At 73.3% G+C, this 17,260-nt stretch carries 16 protein-coding genes and 1 pseudogene; 10 read left to right on the forward strand and 7 right to left on the reverse strand.

Going from position 1 to position 17,260, the window contains the following annotated elements; translation table 11 throughout:
* Positions 1 to 136: 136 nt before the first annotated feature.
* The 4 genes and pseudogenes from ABZY20_RS12315 to ABZY20_RS12330 form a co-directional block, all read left to right on the forward strand.
* Entirely contained in the window at positions 137 to 535 is a 399-nt protein-coding gene (locus tag ABZY20_RS12315) for a 6-carboxytetrahydropterin synthase (RefSeq protein ID WP_356440414.1), read from the forward strand.
* On the forward strand, positions 532 to 1,731 hold the full coding sequence (locus ABZY20_RS12320; RefSeq protein WP_356440417.1) for a glycosyltransferase family 4 protein: 1,200 nt from the start codon (positions 532 to 534) through the stop codon (positions 1,729 to 1,731). The genes ABZY20_RS12315 and ABZY20_RS12320 overlap by 4 nt, the downstream gene beginning before the upstream one ends.
* Positions 1,728 to 2,834 carry a class I SAM-dependent methyltransferase gene (locus ABZY20_RS12325; RefSeq protein ID WP_356440419.1) on the forward strand — a complete coding sequence of 369 codons (1,107 nt, stop codon included), beginning with the start codon at positions 1,728 to 1,730 and terminating at the stop codon, positions 2,832 to 2,834. Before ABZY20_RS12320 ends, ABZY20_RS12325 begins: the two co-directional genes overlap by 4 nt.
* A 122-nt stretch (positions 2,835 to 2,956) precedes the next feature.
* Positions 2,957 to 4,012 (forward strand): annotated as a pseudogene (locus tag ABZY20_RS12330) (lysylphosphatidylglycerol synthase transmembrane domain-containing protein); the annotation flags it as partial.
* 116 nt (positions 4,013 to 4,128) lie between these two features.
* Here ABZY20_RS12330 and ABZY20_RS12335 read toward each other — a convergent pair.
* Entirely contained in the window at positions 4,129 to 4,866 is a 738-nt protein-coding gene (locus ABZY20_RS12335) for a creatininase family protein (RefSeq protein ID WP_356440422.1), read from the reverse strand.
* Between the two features lie 41 nt (positions 4,867 to 4,907).
* On the opposite strand from ABZY20_RS12335, the gene ribA reads away from it, so the two are divergent.
* A complete protein-coding gene (gene ribA, locus ABZY20_RS12340; protein ID WP_356440424.1) occupies positions 4,908 to 5,567 on the forward strand; it encodes a GTP cyclohydrolase II in 660 nt (219 codons plus the stop codon).
* A gap of 148 nt (positions 5,568 to 5,715) precedes the next feature.
* Positions 5,716 to 6,777 carry a saccharopine dehydrogenase gene (locus ABZY20_RS12345; protein WP_356440427.1) on the forward strand — a complete coding sequence of 354 codons (1,062 nt, stop codon included), beginning with the start codon at positions 5,716 to 5,718 and terminating at the stop codon, positions 6,775 to 6,777.
* 96 nt (positions 6,778 to 6,873) lie between these two features.
* Here the strand turns inward: ABZY20_RS12345 and ABZY20_RS12350 are convergent, their stop codons facing one another.
* The gene (locus tag ABZY20_RS12350; protein WP_356440430.1) at positions 6,874 to 8,103 is read right to left on the reverse strand and encodes a serine hydrolase domain-containing protein; all 1,230 of its coding nucleotides are present in this window, start codon (positions 8,101 to 8,103) and stop codon (positions 6,874 to 6,876) included.
* 366 nt (positions 8,104 to 8,469) lie between these two features.
* Between ABZY20_RS12350 and ABZY20_RS12355 the strand changes: the two genes are divergently transcribed.
* Together ABZY20_RS12355 and ABZY20_RS12360 are read left to right on the forward strand one after the other, a co-directional pair.
* Positions 8,470 to 8,763: a metalloregulator ArsR/SmtB family transcription factor gene (locus ABZY20_RS12355; RefSeq protein ID WP_356440433.1), complete on the forward strand. Its 294-nt coding sequence runs from the start codon at positions 8,470 to 8,472 to the stop codon at positions 8,761 to 8,763.
* Complete coding sequence (locus tag ABZY20_RS12360) at positions 8,760 to 9,149, forward strand: VOC family protein (protein WP_356440436.1); 390 nt, start codon at positions 8,760 to 8,762, stop codon at positions 9,147 to 9,149. Before ABZY20_RS12355 ends, ABZY20_RS12360 begins: the two co-directional genes overlap by 4 nt.
* 90 nt (positions 9,150 to 9,239) lie before the next feature.
* Here ABZY20_RS12360 and ABZY20_RS12365 read toward each other — a convergent pair whose 3' ends face one another.
* On the reverse strand, positions 9,240 to 10,598 hold the full coding sequence (locus ABZY20_RS12365; RefSeq protein ID WP_356440438.1) for an MFS transporter: 1,359 nt from the start codon (positions 10,596 to 10,598) through the stop codon (positions 9,240 to 9,242).
* A 162-nt stretch (positions 10,599 to 10,760) separates the two neighbouring features.
* Positions 10,761 to 11,432 carry a TetR/AcrR family transcriptional regulator gene (locus ABZY20_RS12370; RefSeq protein ID WP_356440440.1) on the reverse strand — a complete coding sequence of 224 codons (672 nt, stop codon included), beginning with the start codon at positions 11,430 to 11,432 and terminating at the stop codon, positions 10,761 to 10,763.
* Between the two features lie 141 nt (positions 11,433 to 11,573).
* On the opposite strand from ABZY20_RS12370, the gene ABZY20_RS12375 reads away from it, so the two are divergent.
* Entirely contained in the window at positions 11,574 to 12,449 is an 876-nt protein-coding gene (locus tag ABZY20_RS12375; protein ID WP_356440443.1) for a shikimate dehydrogenase, read from the forward strand.
* Positions 12,450 to 12,464: 15 nt separating this feature from the next.
* Entirely contained in the window at positions 12,465 to 14,270 is a 1,806-nt protein-coding gene (locus tag ABZY20_RS12380) for a TIM barrel protein (RefSeq protein WP_356440446.1), read from the forward strand.
* Here ABZY20_RS12380 and ABZY20_RS12385 read toward each other — a convergent pair.
* The 3 genes from ABZY20_RS12385 to gnd are packed head-to-tail and all read right to left on the reverse strand — an operon-like array spanning position 14,257 to position 17,259.
* Positions 14,257 to 15,723: a membrane-associated oxidoreductase gene (locus ABZY20_RS12385; protein ID WP_356440449.1), complete on the reverse strand. Its 1,467-nt coding sequence runs from the start codon at positions 15,721 to 15,723 to the stop codon at positions 14,257 to 14,259. The genes ABZY20_RS12380 and ABZY20_RS12385 overlap by 14 nt on opposite strands.
* 59 nt (positions 15,724 to 15,782) lie before the next feature.
* Entirely contained in the window at positions 15,783 to 16,370 is a 588-nt protein-coding gene (locus ABZY20_RS12390; RefSeq protein WP_356440451.1) for a histidine phosphatase family protein, read from the reverse strand.
* A gap of 4 nt (positions 16,371 to 16,374) precedes the next feature.
* Positions 16,375 to 17,259 carry a phosphogluconate dehydrogenase (NAD(+)-dependent, decarboxylating) gene (gene gnd / locus ABZY20_RS12395; protein ID WP_356440454.1) on the reverse strand — a complete coding sequence of 295 codons (885 nt, stop codon included), beginning with the start codon at positions 17,257 to 17,259 and terminating at the stop codon, positions 16,375 to 16,377.
* Between the last annotated feature and the right edge of the window lies 1 nt (position 17,260).

The raw sequence follows: 17,260 nt of genomic DNA on the forward strand, positions 1-17,260 counted from the left end.
TCGTCCGGACACGAGCGCCTGACCTGAGAAAAGACGTACGGAAGGCTGAACGGGGGAAGGCAAAGAGCCGTACTACCCGGCATCCCCGGCAGACGACAGCAGGGGAGCCGACGCGCCGCACCTGGAGGGTCGTCCGTTGTTCAGCATCACCGTCCGCGATCACATCATGATCGCCCACAGCTTCCGCGGCGAGGTCTTCGGACCCGCGCAGCGCCTGCACGGCGCCACGTTCCTGGTGGACGCCACCTTCCGGCGCGAACAGCTGGACGAGGACAACATCGTCGTCGACATCGGGCTGGCCACCCAGGAACTCGAGGCGGTGGTCAGCGAGCTGAACTACCGCAACCTCGACAACGAGCCCGAGTTCGCCGGCGTGAACACCTCGACGGAGTTCCTGGCCAAGGTCATCGCCGACCGGCTCGCCGAGCGGATCCACAAGGGGGCGCTGGGCGAGGGAGCCAAGGGCATCGCGGGCCTGACCGTCACCCTGCACGAGTCGCACATCGCCTGGGCGAGTTACGAGCGTGCGCTGTGACCGACACGACGATCGAGCGGCCCGGGCAGACCGGACCGGCACGTCTGCACTACGTTCCGGTGCAGCACGCCCCCCTGAAGAACGCCGAGATCATCCCCATGTCCCTGCGCACCGTGCACTTCGTGCTGCCGGGCGGCGTCGACGATCCGACGGCGCCGAGCGGCGGCAACGCGTACGACCGGCGCGTCTGCCTGGACCTGCCCGGCTTCGGCTGGCAGGTCACCAAGCACGCCGTCGCCGGTGACTGGCCCCGGCCGGACGCCGCGGCCCGCGAGGAACTCGCCCGCGCGCTCGCCGGTCTGCCCGACGGGGCCGCGGTGCTGCTGGACGGACTCGTGGCCTGCGGAGTGCCCGAGATCGTGGTGCCCGAGGCACAACGGCTGCGGATGGCCGTCCTCGTCCACCTGCCGCTCGGCGACGAGACCGGTCTGGACGCGGCCGTGGCCGCCGAACTGGACGCCCGGGAACGGGCGGTGCTGCGGGCGGTCCCGGCGGTGATCGCCACCAGCGACTGGGCGGTCCGCCGCCTGGTCTCCCACCACGGCCTGCCCCCGGAGCGGGTCCACGTCGCCGCCCCCGGCGCCGACATCGCACCCCTCGCGCCCGGCACCGACGGCATGTCGCGCCTGCTGTGCGTGGCCGCCGTGACCCCCCGCAAGGGGCAGCACCGGCTGGTGGAGGCACTGGCCACGGTGACCGACCTGCCGTGGACCTGCGTGTGCGTCGGCGGGCTCGACCAGGACCCGGAGTACGTCGCCCATCTGCGGTCCCTCATCGCGCGGCACGGCCTGCAGGACCGGCTGGAACTGGCCGGGCCGCAGTCCGGCGCCGCGCTCGACGCCAGCTACTCCACCGCCGACCTCCTGGTCCTCACCTCGTACGCCGAGACCTACGGCATGGCGGTCACCGAGGCGCTGGCCCGCGGTATCCCCGTCCTGGCCACGGACGTCGGCGGACTCCCCGAGGCGGTGGGCCGCGCGCCTGACGGCGGGGTGCCCGGCATCCTCGTCCCGCCGGAGAACCCCGCCGCCATCGCCTCCGAACTGCGCGGCTGGTTCGGTGAGGCGGACGTACGACGCCGGCTGAGGGCCGCCGCCCGCAGCCGCCGCGCCGCCCTCGACGGCTGGGCGACGACCGCACAGAGCCTGGCGGCGGTACTGCGCCGGCTCCCGACCGAACCCCGGAGGGCCGCATGACGAACCCGGCGACGACCCAGCAGAGCGGGTCGATTCCGGCCCAGCCGGGGCCGAGGGAGGCTGACACGTCCATGAACGGCGTGCACGCGGGATCGGGAGCGGGACCGGAACCGGGCACCGGCCGGCCGGCGACGGAGACGGCCCCCGCGGGGCCGGAGACGGCCCCCGCGGGGCCCGGCGGGCCGAGCGCCGTCGGTGTCATCCCGGGCGCCGGCCCGAGCGGCACCCCCGGCGCACGGCCCACCGTCAAACTGCGGGAGGCCGGGCCCGACGACCCGCCCCGCTACGCGCCCGAGTGGCTGCAGTTGAGGGAGCCCACCGACGCCTCGGCGCGGGCGCACGACCTGCTCGACCCGCTGCGCATCCGGCTCGCCAACATGCCGGGCAAGTCCGGTGTCGTCATCCACGACCTGGGCTGCGGCACCGGCTCGATGGGCCGCTGGCTCGCCCCCCGCCTGGACGGCGCCCAGCACTGGATCCTGCACGACCGCGACCCCTACCTGCTGCACTTCGCCGCCGTCGCCTCGCCGCACTCGGCGGCCGACGGCAGCCGGGTCACCGTGGAGACGCGGCGCGGTGACGTCGCCCGCCTCACGCCCGACGCGCTGAAGGGCGCGTCCCTGGTGACGGCGTCGGCCCTGCTGGACGTCCTCACCCGGGAGGAACTCGACACCCTCGTCGCCGCCTGCGCCGGAGCCGGCGCCCCCGCCCTGCTGACGCTGTCCGTCGCCGGGCGTGTGGAGCTGACGCCGCCGCACCCGCTGGACCAGGAGATCGCCCAGGCGTTCAACGAGCACCAGCGCCGCGACGGGCTGCTCGGCCCGGACTCGGTCACGGCCGCGGCCGAGGCGTTCTCCGAGCGCGGCGCGACCGTACGGCTGCACCCGAGCCCCTGGCGGCTCGGGCCCGAGCAGGCCGCGCTCACCGAACAGTGGCTGCGCGGCTGGGTCGGCGCCGCCGTCGAACAGCGCCCCGAGCTGCGCGCCGACGCCGAGGCCTACCTGGCCGACCGTCTGGCGGCCTGCGCCGCGGGCGAGTTGCGCGTCACCGTCCACCACACCGACCTGCTCGCCCTGTGCCGCCCGGTGGACGGAGCGTCATGAGCCCTCAGGCGACGGGGACACGTCCCCGGCCCGCGCCGCCGGCCGGGAGCGCGGGCACGGCTTTGGCCGAGGCGGTCGTGACAGGCCCGACCGCGGGCGGAACAGCCGAGTCCGCCGCCGTGATGTCCGTCGAGCCCGCTGTTCGCCTCACGGTGGAGACCGGAGCCCCGGCCCCGGCCGAGTCCGCCGCCCGGGGCCCCGCCGCCTCCACAGACCCCGCCGCCGCGACAGCCCCCCTCACACCCCCCGGCGCAATCCCCGCCACCACACCCCCCGGCCCCGGCCCCGTCCGCAGGACCCTGTCCCTCCTCGGCTCCCCGAAGGTCCGCACGCACCTCGGCACCCTCGCCGGAGTCGCCCTCCTGGGCGTGCTGTTCTGGCGTCTCGGCACCGGGCTCTTCCTCGACGGGCTGCGCCGGATCGACGGGGTGACCCTGCTGCTCGCGCTCGGCATCGGGCTCCTCACCACGGTGTGCAGCGCGTGGCGGTGGGCGCTGGTGGCCCGAGGGCTCCGCATCCGGCTGCCGTTCGGGCCGGCCGTCGCCGACTACTACCGCGCGCTGTTCCTGAACGCGGCCCTGCCCGGCGGCGTCCTGGGCGATGTGCACCGGGCGGTGCGGCACGGGCAGAGCGAGGGGGACGTGCGGCGCGGCGTGAAGGCCGTCGTCCTGGAGCGGGCCGCTGGGCAGATCGCCCTGTTCGCCGTGGGGGCCGTGGTGCTGCTGACCATGCCGTCTCCGGTGCTCGCCGAGGCCCGGCACATCGCTCCGCTCGCCGCGCTGGCAGGGGTGGGCGCGCTCGCCGTCGTCCTCGCCGTGCGGATGAACCGGGCGGCGCCGTCCCGCCGGGGCCGCAAGGTGCGGGCGGTCCTCGCCGAGGCGCGCGAGGGGCTGCTGTCCCGTCGTAACGGACCCGGGGTGGTTGCCTCTTCGGTGGTCGTGCTGGCAGGTTACGTCGCCATGTTCGTCCTCGCCGCCCGCGTCGCCGGGACCGCCGCCTCCGTGACCGTCCTGGTGCCGCTCGCGGTGCTCGCCCTGCTGGCGATGGGACTGCCGCTGAACGTCGGCGGCTGGGGGCCCAGGGAGGGCGTCACCGCCTGGGCGTTCGGCGCCGCGGGCCTCGGCGCCGGCCGGGGACTCGCCGTCGCGGTCGTCTACGGGGTGCTCAGCCTGGTGGCGAGCCTGCCCGGAGTGATCGTGCTCGTCGCCCGCTGGTACGCGGGCCTGCGCGCCGGGGACCGCACCCGGGCCGCCGCCGCGGCGGACCCGGACGCCGGCCCCGCGCCCCGGAGTCCCTACGCGTCCGACTCCCCGGAGGTCAGCAACGAGAAATACGCCCCGAAGGAATCCGCGAGGCTCGCCAGGAGTTCCTTCCCCTTTTCCGCAGAACCCAGTGAAGGACGGCCGATGACACCGGAATCGGTATAGCCGGACATGCCGAGGGTGAGCAGATGACGCCGGTCGTCAGCGACGAAATCGGAAGTCTCGTAACCGGGTCGGAGCATTTCGGGATGAGCGTGCAGAAGGATGGAGGTCTCGATTTCCCCGGCGTGCATGTCGGTGAGCAGCGAGGTGACCACACCCGCCCGCTCGCGCGCCGCCTCCCAGTCCTCCGCGGCCGGGAAGAGCGCCATCCGCTCGCCGCGTGCGGAGGACTCCTGAACGACGTTGCCCAGTACGTAGTTCCCGCCGTGCCCGTTGACCACCACCAGGGCGTCGACCCCGGACCGGCGGAGCGAAGCCGCTATGTCCCGTACCACCGCATGAAGGGTCACCGAGGAGATGCTGACGGTCCCCGGCCAGGCCGCGTGCTCGTGCGAGCACGAGATCGTCACCGGAGGAAGGAGGTGCACCGGGTACGCGCCGGCTATCTCCCGCGCGACGGCACAGGCGACGAGCGTGTCGGTCGCCAGCGGGAGGTACGGACCGTGCTGCTCGAAGCTCCCCACGGGAAGCACCGCGACCTGCCGTGAGACACCGGCGCCCCGCGTCCGTACGTCTTCCGTGGTGTCCGCCGGCACCAGATCACTCATCACGTCACGGCCTTTCGTCTCTGTTTAGGAACTCGAGAATCATGACAGACAACATTGGCGTACTCGGCAAGAAGTCACCGCAGCGGACCGGCGTGGAACGCGTCGTGAATGCGCCCTTGCCCACGGTGTACGGGAAATTCCAGGCGATCGGCTACATGGACCACGACCGCGGCGACGAGCAGGTGGCCCTGGTCCACGGCGAGATCGGCACGGACGACGTCCTCATACGGCTGCACTCGGAATGCCTGACGGGTGACTCCTTCGGCTCCCAGCACTGCGAGTGCGGCGACCAGCTCGACGCCGCGCTGCGCGCGGTCGTCTCCGAGGGCGCCGGCATCGTCGTCTACCTCAGAGGGCATGAGGGCCGCGGCATCGGCCTGCTCGCCAAGCTGCGCGCGATGGCCCTGCAGGCGGAGGGCCTGGACACCGTCGAGGCCAACCTGGCCCTGGGCTTGCCGGTCGACGCCCGCGACTACGGCGTCGCCGCCCGCATCCTGGAGGACCTGGGCGTGCGCTCCGTGCGCCTGATGTCCAACAACCCGCGCAAGCGCGAGGCGCTGGTGAGCCACGGCATCAGCGTCGCCGAGACGGTGCCGCTGCTGATCCCGCCGTGCGAGAGCAACATCACCTATCTGCGCACCAAGCGGGAGCGGCTCGACCACCACCTGCCGCACCTGGACGCGGTGCTCAGCTCCTCCTGAGACCCGGGACCGGTCCCGGCCCCCACGACGTGACCCGGGGGCGAATCCGTACGCGGCCCGCAGGCGGGCCGCGTACGCTTCGTCACCGACCGACCCTCGAGCGCCGGCCGCAGGCGGCCCGCGCCTCACGTCCGGAGGCCCACCCGGTATGACCGAGCTCCATCTGTGGCTGCGCCACGAGGCCCGCACGACCGAGCGGCGCACGCCGATCGTTCCCGACGACGCCCGCCGGCTCGTCGGGAACGGAGTGGAACTGACCGTCGAGGAGTCCCCGCAGCGGATCTTCCCGATCGAGGAGTACGAGGCGGCCGGCTGCCGCGTCGCCCCCGCGGGCTCCTGGGTGTCCGCCCCGCGGGACGCCGTCGTGCTCGGCCTGAAGGAACTGCCGGACGAGCCAGCGGAACTGACGCACCGCCACATCTTCTTCGGCCACGCCTACAAGGGCCAGCCGGGGGCGGCGCACCTGCTGGGCCGGTTCGCCGCCGGGGGAGGGGCGCTGTTCGACCTGGAGTACCTGGTCGACGACAGCGGGCGGCGCCTGGCCGCCTTCGGCTTCTGGGCCGGCTACCTGGGCGCCGCCCTGGCCGTGCTGCGGCATCGCGGCCGGCTGCGCGCACCGCTGACGCCCACCACCAAGGAGGCCCTGGACGAGACACTCGAACCCGTCCCGGGCGACGCGGAGTTCACCGGTCTCGTCATCGGCGCCCTGGGCCGCAGCGGCCGCGGAGCCCGCGCGGCCTTCGCCACCGCCGGGGTGGACCCGACCTGCTGGGACCTCGAGGAGACCCGCGACCTGGACCGCGCGGCCCTGCTCCGGCACGACGTGCTGGTCAACTGCGTCCTCGCCACCACGCCGGTCCCGCCCTTCCTGCGTGAGCGGGACCTCGACGACCCGGACCGCCGCCTGCGCACCCTGTGCGACGTGACGTGCGACGTCGGTTCCCCGCTCAACGTCCTGCCGGTGTACGACGAGACCACCGACTGGGACGCGCCGGTGCGGCGGCTGCGCGAGGCGCCCCCGCTCGACCTGATCGCCATCGACAACCTGCCCTCCCTGCTGCCGCTGGAGTCCAGCGCCGACTTCTCGGCCGCCCTGCTGCCCCATCTGCTCGACTTCGGCGTGTCCGGGCCCTGGGGACGCTGCCTGGACCGGTTCCGGGAGGCCTGCCGCGCGCACGGACTCGACGCGCCGGGCTCCCTCGGCGGATGACGCCGACAACCGACGCCGGTGACCGACGCCGGTGACCGACGCCGGTGACCGACGCCGACAACGGACGCCGACAACGGACGCCGCGTGCCGGGGCGTTCAGTCCGTCAGCGCCTCGTGGACCATCCGCTTGAGGTCCTTGAAGATCGTGTGCGAGGTCCTGGGCCGCACCTGCGTCAGGAACTGCACCGTCAGGTCGCGGCCCGGGTCCACCCAGAACGTCGTCGTGGCGACCCCGCTCCAGCCGTAGGCGCCGAGCCCGGACGGCACCAGGGTGCGGGACGGGTCGATCACCACGGAGCAGTTGAAACCGAAGCCGACCCCGTCGTTGCCGGGCTCGTCGTGCGCGGGGCGGCTGCCGAAGGAACGCAGGTCGGCGCCGCCGGGCAGGTGGTTGCGGGTCATCAGCTCCACGCTCCCGGGGGTGAGCAGCCGCACTCCGTCCAGTTCGCCCCGGCGGCGCAGCATCTCCATGAAGCGGTGGTAGTCGTGCGCGGACGCGACCATCCCGCCGCTGCCCGAAAGGAACCGCGGCCGGCCGCGCAGCGGCAGCCCCGGGATCGGCTCGATGCCGCCGCCCTCCTTCTCCCCGTACATCTCGGAGAGCCGGGGCGCCTGTTCGTCGGTGATGCACAGGCCTGCATCGGCCATGCCGAGCGGGGTGAAGATCCGCTCGGCGAGGAACACGTCGAGCGGCTGCCCGGAGACCACCTCGATGACCCGGCCCAGGACGTTGCTCGCCACCGAGTAGTTCCACTCGGTGCCCGGTTCGAACTGCAGCGGCAGGCTCGCGTACACCTCGATGGTCTCCGCGAGGTCGGCGCCCGGCGGCACCGACGACTCCAGGCCGGCCGCGCGGTACAGGGCGTCGACGGGGTGGGCGTGGTAGAAGCCGAAGGTCAGGCCCGAGGTGTGGGTCAGCAGGTGCCGGACGAGTATCGGGCCCGCGGCCGGGCAGGTGCGCACCTCGTCGCCGGAGCCGCCGGCGTACACGCGTGGCTCGGCGAAGGCGGGCAGGTGGTCGGCTACCGGGTCGTCCAGTGACAGCCGGCCCTCCTCGATCAGCAGCAGCGCGGCGACCGCCGTCACCGGCTTGGTCATGGAGTAGAACCGCCACAGCGTGTCGGGCTCGACCGGGAGCCCGGCCGCGACGTCCCGCAGGCCGTGGGTGGTGAGGTGCGCGACGCGTCCGCCCCGGGCGACGGACACGAGGAAGCCCGGCAGCCGTCCCTCGTCGACCAGAGCGGCGAAGTGCCGGTCCAGGCGGCCCAGCGCCCGGGCATCCAGCCCGGCCTCGCCCGGGTCGGCCTCTTGTCGCAACTGTGCCATCGCTCTTCCTCCGTCGCGCTCGTCGAGGTGAGATCCGGCATACCCCGCCCGGACCGCCCCCGATCCCTTCGTGGTGCAGGAACTCTTCATGATCGCGCAGGGAGGGGGAAGCGGGCGCGATCACCCCGGGAACCCGGGAACCCTGGGGTCCGGGGGAGGGCGAAGGCCCGCGGGTCCGCGGGTCCGGGGACCCGCGGTGCCGAGCGTCCGGAGGTCCGGGAGCCCACAGGTCCGGGAGCCCGAAGGTCTGTGGGCCCGAGGATCCGAGGGCGGCCCGGGAGCCCCAGGGCCCGGGCATCCGCAGGCCCGGGAACCCGAAACCCCGGCCGCTTGATAGGCAAGTCGCTGCTTGCCTATCGTGGGGGCATGGCGGAGGATGTGTTCAAGGCGCTGGCCGACCCCACCCGCCGGCGCATCCTGGACGAGCTGGTGGAGCGGGACGGGCAGAGCCTGTTCGAGATCTGCACGCGTCTGGTGACCAAGCACGGACTGGGGCTGTCCCGCCAGGCGATCAGCCAGCATCTGGCCGTCCTGGAATCGGCGGGTCTCGTCGTCACCCGGCGCGAGGGCCGCTACAAGTTCCACGACCTGAACACCGCACCCCTGGAGCGCATCATGACCCGATGGCTCAGGCCCGAGGAACCGGAGGGCACCTCATGAGGATCCACATCACCAGCGTCTTCGTCGACAACCAGGAGCGGGCCCTGCGCTTCTACACGGACGTGCTCGGCTTCGTGAAGAAGCACGACGTGCCGGTCGGCGACGCCCGCTGGATCACCGTGGTCTCGCCCGAGGACCCCGACGGCACGGAGCTGCTGCTGGAGCCCTCCGGCCACCCCGCGGTGCAGCCGTACAAGACGGCGCTGGTCGAGGACGGCATCCCGGCCGCGTCCTTCGCGGTGGACGACGTCCAGGCGGAGTTCGAGCGGCTGCGCGGACACGGGGTGCACTTCACCCAGGAGCCCCTGGAGATGGGCTCGATCACCACGGCCGTGCTGGACGACACCTGCGGCAACCTCATCCAGATCGTGCACACCAAGGCGTAGCGGCCGCGGCCCCGGCGCGACGGCACGACACGGGCGGGTCCGTGGACCTCGTCCACGGACCCGCCCGCACGGCTCTCCCCGCGGGGACGGTCAGACCGCCGCCTTGGCGGGCTCGACCGCCTCCCGCGCCGGGCGTTCACCCAGCGACTCGGTCGGCACCCTGTGCGTCTCCCGGGCCGTCAGCGCCGCGACCACCGGCGGCACGCACAGCGCCGCCGTGAACAGCGCCACCGCCGACCAGTCGTCCCCGTCCGGCCCCGCGATTTGCGCCGCGAACGTCACCGCGAACCCGGCCGCCGCGAAGCCGATCTGGGTACCGATGGCCACCCCGGACAGCCGCACCCGGGTCGCGAACATCTCGCCGTAGAAGGCGGGCCACACCCCGTTCGCGGCGCTGTAGACCACGCCGAAGCAGAGCACGCCCGTCAGGAACGTCAGCGGGTAGGAGCCCGTGGAGACCGCCCACAGGTACAGGAACATCGTCACCGCGCTGCCCGCCGCGCCGATCAGGAACACCGGGCGGCGGCCGATCCGGTCGGACAGCGTGGCCCACAGCGGGATCGCCGCGAGCGCGACGACGTTCGCCAGGGCGCCCACCCACAGCATCGCCGTGCGGGACATGCCGACCGCGTCGCTCGTGGCGTACGCCAGCGCCCACACCGTGAAGACGGTGCTGACCGAGGCGATCAGCGCGCCCGCGACCACCCGCAGCATGTCCGCCCAGTGCTCGCGCATCAGCACGACCAGCGGCAGCTTGACCACGCCCTCCTCGGCGGCCTGCTGGGCGAACGCCGGCGTCTCGTCCAGCTTGCGCCGGATGACGAAGCCGACCACCGCCACCGCGACGCTCAGCCAGAACGGCACCCGCCAGCCCCACGACAGCAACTGCTCCTCGGGCAGGGCGGCGACCGGGATGAAGACCAGCGTGGCCAGCAGCTGACCGCCCTGCGTGCCGCTGAGCGTGAAGCTGGTGAAGAAGCCGCGCCTGCCCGGTGGCGCGTGTTCCAGGGTCATGGAGTTGGCGCTGGCCTGTTCCCCCGCCGCCGAGATGCCCTGCAGCACCCGGCACAGCACCAGCAGTACCGGGGCGAGCGTGCCGACCTGCTCGCGGGTCGGCAGACAGCCGATCAGGAACGTCGACACACCCATGAGCATCAGCGTGAAGACCATGATCTTCTTGCGGCCGAGCCGGTCCCCGAAGTGGCCCAGCACCAGCGCGCCCACCGGGCGGGCGGCGTACGCGACACCGAACGTGGCCAGCGACAGCAGGGTCGCGGTGGCCGGGTCGGACGCGTCGAAGAACACCTCCGGGAAGATCAGCGCGGCGGCGCTGCCGTAGATGAAGAAGTCGTAGTACTCCAGCGCGCTGCCGATCCAGGCGGCGGTCGCGGCTTTTCTGGGCTGACCGGGTGGGGCGGCGGCGTTTTCGGGCATGGCGGGGACGGACACGGCGGCTCCTTTGGGGGCTCCACCATAGGCGGAGCGACGGGGAACACGAGCAGAGAGGGCGGGCCGGATCGCGGCTAATTAACCCACTGGGTAGTTAGTAGGGGATGGCCAGTGATGCTGCGCCCGTGTGCCGCCGGTGTCAAGAGGTCCCGCGCCCGGTGTTCAGCCGGCCGCGCGCTCCGCCGTCAGGTACGCGATCACCATGTCGCCGAGCATGGCGCGGTAGTGCTCCCGCTGCCCGGCGTCGAGCAGGTCGCGGCCGAAGAGGGCGCCGAAGGTGTGCCGGTTGGAGACCCGGAAGAAGCAGAACGAGGAGATCATCGCGTGCAGGTCGACCGCGTCGACGTCGGCCGTGAACAGGCCCGACTCCTGCCCCGAGGCGAGGATCCGGCGGATCACGTCCAGGGCCGGCGAGCCGATCCTGCCGAGCTTCTCGGAGGCGGCGATGTGCTGCGCCTCGTGGATGTTCTCGATGCTGACCAGGCGGATGAAGTCCGGGTGCCGTTCGTGGTGGTCGAACGTCACCTCGGCCAGCCGCCGGATGGCCGCCACCGGGTCGAGGTGCTCGACGTCGAGCTGCTGCTCGGCCTCGCGGATCACGCCGTAGGCCCGCTCCAGCACGGCGGTGAACAGCTGTTCCTTGCCGCCGAAGTAGTAGTAGATCATCCGCTTCGTGGTGCGGGTGCGGGCGGCGATCTCGTCGACCCGGGCGCCGTCGAAACCGGCCCGGGCGAACTCCTGCGTGGCGACGTCGAGGATCTCGGCCCGGGTGCGGGCGGCGTCCCGGACGCGCTCGCGCTCGCCGGGGCGTGCCGGTTCTTCGACGCTGGTCATCAGGTTCCTTAGGGCAAGGGGCCGGTGCCGGTGATTGTAGAAGCAGGGGCCCGCCTGTCCGGTGGGTCTTCCGGAGTCCGCGCTCGGCTGATATAGCTAACGTACTAGTTCGTACATTAGCCAGCCGCTCGGGAGGCGCGCGTGCCCAAGGACTCGTATCTCGTCGGACTGATCGGTTCCGGCATCGGCCCGTCCCTCAGCCCGGCGCTGCACGAGCGCGAGGCCGACCGCCAGGGGCTGCGGATGCTGTATCGGCTGATCGACCTCGATCCGCTCGGCGTGCCGCCCGAGGGGGTCGGGGACCTGGTCCGGGCCGCCCGCGACCTGGGCTTCGACGGGCTCAACATCACGCACCCCTGCAAGCAGCTCGTCATCGAGCACCTGGACGGGCTCGCCCCGCAGGCCGAGGCGCTCGGCGCGGTCAACACCGTCGTCTTCGACGGCGGCCGGGCCGTCGGCCACAACACGGACGTCACCGGCTTCGCCGCGTCCTTCGCGCGCGGACTGCCGGACGCGCCCCTGGAGCGGGTCGTGCAGCTCGGCGCGGGCGGTGCGGGCGCGGCCGTCGCGCACGCCCTGCTCACCCTCGGCGCCGAACGCGTCACCGTCGTCGACGCCCTGCCCGACCGGGCCGCGGCCCTCGCCGCCTCGCTGAACCGGGCCTTCGGGCCGGACCGGGCGGCCGCCGCGCCCCCGGACCGGTGGGACGGGCTGCTCGCCCGCGCCGACGGCGTCGTCCACGCCACCCCCACCGGCATGGCCGCCCACCCCGGCCTGCCCCTGCCCGCCGAGCTGCTCCACCCCGGGCTGTGGATCGCCGAGGTGGTCTACCGCCCACTGGAGACCGAACTGCTGCGCACCGCCCGCGCCCTGGGCTGCGCCACCCTCGACGGCGGCGGCATGGCCGCCTTCCAGGCCGCCGACGCGTTCCGCCTGTTCACCGGACGGGAACCCGAGGCCGCGCGGATGCTCGCGGACCTGACCGAGCTGGCCGGCGCCGTGGGCGCACCCCACTAGGAAGGGACACCGACGTTGCGTACGTCCATCGCCACCGTCTCCCTCAGCGGCTCCCTCACCGAGAAGCTCGACGCCGCGGCCCGGGCCGGCTTCGACGGGGTGGAGATCTTCGAGAACGACCTGCTGGCCAGCCCCCTCACCCCCGAGGACATCCGCGCCCGCTGCGCCGACCTCGGCCTCGGCATCGACCTCTACCAGCCCATGCGCGACATCGAGGCCGTCCCCGAGGCGGAGTTCGCCCGCAACCTCCGGCGCGCCCGGCACAAGTTCGAGCTGATGCGCAGGCTCGGCGCCGGCACGGTGCTCGTCTGCTCCAGCGTCTCACCGCAGGCGGTGGACGACGACTCCCTGGCCGCCGAGCAGCTCAGCCGGCTCGCCGACCTGGCCCGGGAGTCCGGAGTCCGGGTGGCCTACGAGGCTCTCGCCTGGGGCCGGCACGTCAGCACCTGGGACCACGCCTGGCGGATCGTCGAGAGCGCCGGCCACCCCGCGCTCGGCACCTGCCTGGACAGCTTCCACATCCTCTCGCGGAGCCAGGACCCCGCGGACCTCGAAGGCATCGCGGCCCTCCCCGGCGAGAAGATCTTCTTCCTCCAGCTCGCCGACGCCCCGCTGCTCGCGATGGACGTCCTGCAGTGGAGCCGCCACTACCGCTGCTTCCCCGGCCAGGGCGGCTTCGACGTCGCCGGCCTGGTGGACCGTGTGCTGCGCACCGGCTACGACGGCCCGCTCTCCCTGGAGGTCTTCAACGACGTCTTCCGGCAGGCCGAGGCCGGTCCGACCGCCGTCGACGCCCGGCGCTCCCTGCTGCTCCTGCAGGAGACGCTGGGCCGGGCGCCCCTGCCCGACCCGGTCGTCCCCACCGGCGTCGCCTTCGCCGAGCTGGTCACCCCCGACGCCGAACCCCTCGCCGCCCTGCTCGGCGCCCTGGGGTTCACCCGGACCGCACGGCACCGCGGCAAGCCGGTCGGCCTGTGGGAGCAGGGCGACGCCCGGATCCTGGTCAACACCGGGCCGGCCGTCCGCAGGGACGGTGCCCAGCTCGCCGCGATCGGGCTGGAGTCGCCCGACCCGGCGGGCGCGGCCCGGCGTGCCGAGGCGCTGCTGGCGCCCGTGCTGCCGCGCCGCCGGGCCCCCGAGGACGCCCCCCTGGACGCCGTCGCCGCCCCCGACGGCACCGAACTGTTCTTCTGCGCCACCGGACACCCGGAACTGCCCGACTGGCGCGCCGACTTCGAGGACACCGGCCGGGCGGGCGCCGGTGCCGGGATCCGCGGCATCGACCACCTCGCCCTGACCCAGCCCTGGCACCACTTCGACGAGGCGGCCCTCTTCCACCGCGGTGTGCTCGGCCTGCGCGCCCAGGAGAGCGTGGACGTCGCCGACCCCTACGGGCTGATGCGCAGCCGCGCCGTCACCACCCCCGACGGCAGCGTGCGCATCGCCCTCACCGTCGGCGCCGCGCCCACCGACGACACCGTCCACGCCCAGCACATCGCCCTGGCCACCGACGACGTGGTCGCCGCGGCCCGCCGCTTCCGCGAGGCGGGTGGCCGGCTGCTGCCCGTCCCGGCCAACTACCACGACGACCTCGCCGCCCGCTTCACGTTCGCCGACGGTGAGCTGGAGACCTACCGCGAGCTCGGCATCCTCTACGACCGCGACGCCCACGGCGTCTTCCGCCACTGCTACACCCGCACCGTCGGCCGGGTCTTCTTCGAACTGGTCCAGCGCGACGACGGCTACCGGGGCTACGGCGCCGCCAACGCCCCCGTGCGGCTGGCGGCGCAGCACGCGGTGCGGTCGCTCACTGGCGGCTGACGGTCCGGGTGATGCCGGTGATCACCGTGGTGGCGAGGATCCAGCCGGTCAGGACGAGCGCGTAGGAGAGCCACTGGTGGGCGCCGGTGGGTGCGAACGCGCTCTCCTGGCCGAAGGAGATCACCGGCAGCAGCAGGTCGAGGGTGTAGAAGACCGGGTTGAACGGCGGCGCCTCGTCGGCCTTGAGCGGCTCGGGATGCTCCAGGGCGTAGGCCAGGGAGCCGATCACCAGCAGCGACACCAGCCAGCCCGCGGCCCGCAGCGGACGGAAGCCGTAGCCGACGGTGGCGTCCTGGACGTAGCCCCACATCCGGCCGTACCAGGGCAGGGTGCCGCGGTGGCGGCGCTGCTTGGCGAGCTGCACCTGGCGGGCGGCGTGGTCGTCGCCGATGCGCCGGTAGGCGGCGGTCAACTGCTCGTAGGCATGCGGCACATAGCCCTCGCCGTCCCGCTCCAGCATCGCCAGGCGGCGCTCGGCCGGTTCGTGCGGGGTGAGGGAGGTGTAGACGAGGCTGTCGAGCAGCACCTGCCCCGGGACCACCTCCGGTTCCAGGAACAGCACGTCCAGCTGGGCGCGGCGCAGGTTGAGGGTGCCCTCCATCGGCTCGCTCCTGCGCAGCCAGAGTTCGCCGATCGTGCAGCTGCCGGCCCGCAGCGCCGCGTCCCCCGGGTTGGCGAGGCGCGCGTACGACAGGTCCAGGCGCCCGGTGACGCGGGAGCCGCGCAGGCCGATCCAGCCGAGCACCTCCACCTCGCGCAGCAGGACGTCGCCCTCCACCGTGAGGGTCTCCGCGTCCAGGGCGACCTCGCCGGCACCCGCCTCCAGACGGGCCTCGGTGAGGTTGATCGTGCCCGCGACGGAGGCGCCCGTCAGCCGTACCTCGCCGCGCGTGCGCAGCCCCGCGGCCGACAGGCCGTCCCCGACGGTCAGGTGATTGAGCTGGAGCGCGGGCCGACCGGCGGGCGGGGCGCCGACGCCCGCCCGGTCCAGGAACAGCGCCCCGGATATCTGGGCGCCCCCGAGGTGCACGGGCCCCTCGAACAGGCAGTCCGACAGGCGCAGGACGCCGTCCACGCGCAGGGTGGCGGCATCCAGGCCGGGCAGGACCGAGCCGCGCAGATTCAGCTGCCGCAGCCGCGCCGCGTACAGCACGGGCGTGTGTTCGAAGAAGCAGTCGCTGAGGCGTACGGCGTGGTCGATCTCCCCGTACTGGAGGGTGAGCGTCCCCGTGATCCGTGCGCCCGCCACCCGGAGGGCGGCGGTCTCCCCGGGCACCTGCGGAGCGCTCAGCAGCAGCGTCCGCAGCACCTGCGCCCGGATGGTCCGCTCGGGGCCGTGGTCCGCTCCCCGGGCCGGGTCCTCGTCCTCCCGCTCCCGGAAGTCCACGTCCCCGCCCCGGGGGAAGGCGTCCCAGACCCGCTGCTCGGCGGGCGTCAAGTCGTCGATCTGCATCGACGGGGACTCTGACGCGCCCGGCCGGAGACTGTCAACTCGCTTTTGGCCGGGGCCTGTTACGACCGGACGTTCCACTCCTCGATCACGGGCCGGCCATGCTCGGTGGACAGCCGGCAGACCGTGCCCGTCTCCAGGCGGAACAGCCGGCCCTCCGCCGGGGACAGACCCAGCCGGCGGGCGGTCAGCACGCGCAGGAAGTGGCCGTGGGCCACCAGCACGACATCGCCGCCGGGCAGCGCCTCCGTCACCCGGGACAGCACCCGGTCGGCGCGCTCGCCGACCTCCTCGGGGGACTCGCCCGGCTCGTCGCCGTCGCCGGGCGGGGCGCCGTCGGTCCACAGGTCCCAGCCGGGGCGGGTGCGGTGTATCTCCTCGGTGGTGACGCCCTCGTAGGCGCCGTACCACCACTCGTGCAGGTCCGGGTCCTGCTCGGCGCCCTTCAGGCCGACGAGCTCGGCGGTGTGCGCCGCGCGCCTGAGCGGGCTGGTGAGGACCAGCGCGAAGGAACGGTCCGCCAGGAGCGGGACCAGCGACCCGGCCTGCTCCTCACCGTGCGGGGTGAGGGGCAGGTCGGTGAAGCTGGTGTGCCGCCGGCTGCGGCTCCACTCCGTCTCGCCGTGGCGGACCAGCAGCAGATCGCCCACGCGGCTACGCCTTCTTCGCCGACTCGACGGCGTGCCCGCCGAACTGGTTGCGCAGCGCCGCGATCATCTTCATCTGCGGGGAGTCGTCCTGCCGGGAGGCGAACCGGGAGAACAGGGAGGCCGTGATCGCGGGCAGCGGCACGGAGTTGTCGATCGCGGCCTCCACCGTCCAGCGTCCCTCGCCGGAGTCCTGGGCGTAGCCCCGCAGGTTCTCCAGGTGCTCGTCCTCGTCGAGCGCGTTGACCGCGAGGTCGAGCAGCCAGGAGCGGATGACCGTGCCCTCCTGCCAGGAGCGGAACACCTCGCGGACGTTGTCCACCGAGTCCACGGCCTCCAGCAGCTCCCAGCCCTCGGCGTAGGCCTGCATCATGGCGTACTCGATGCCGTTGTGGACCATCTTCGCGAAGTGCCCGGCGCCCACCTTGCCCGCGTGCACGAAGCCGTACGGGCCCTCCGGCTTCAGCGCGTCGAAGACCGGCCGCAGCCGGTCGACGGTCTCCTTCTCGCCGCCGACCATCAGGGCGTAGCCGTTCTTCAGTCCCCACACGCCGCCGGAGACGCCCGCGTCGACGAAGCCGATGCCGTGCTTGCCCAGCTCCTCGGCGTGCTTCTCGTCGTCCGTCCAGCGGGAGTTGCCGCCGTCGACCACCGTGTCCCACGGCTTGAGCAGGCCGCACAGCTGGTCGATGACGTGCTGGGTGGGGTGGCCGGCCGGGACCATGACCCAGACCGTGCGCGGTGCCTCCAGCTGGTTGACCAGGTCGCCGAGGCTTGCCACGTCGGACAGCTCAGGGTTGGTGTCGTAGCCGATGACGGTGTGGCCGGCGTTGCGCAGGCGCTCGCGCATGTTGCCGCCCATCTTGCCGAGCCCCACAAGACCGATCTGCATG

Origin of the sequence: Streptomyces sp. NPDC006624 (assembly GCF_040611555.1) — a bacterium.
In the GTDB taxonomy this organism is placed as follows: Bacteria; Actinomycetota; Actinomycetes; order Streptomycetales; family Streptomycetaceae; genus Streptomyces.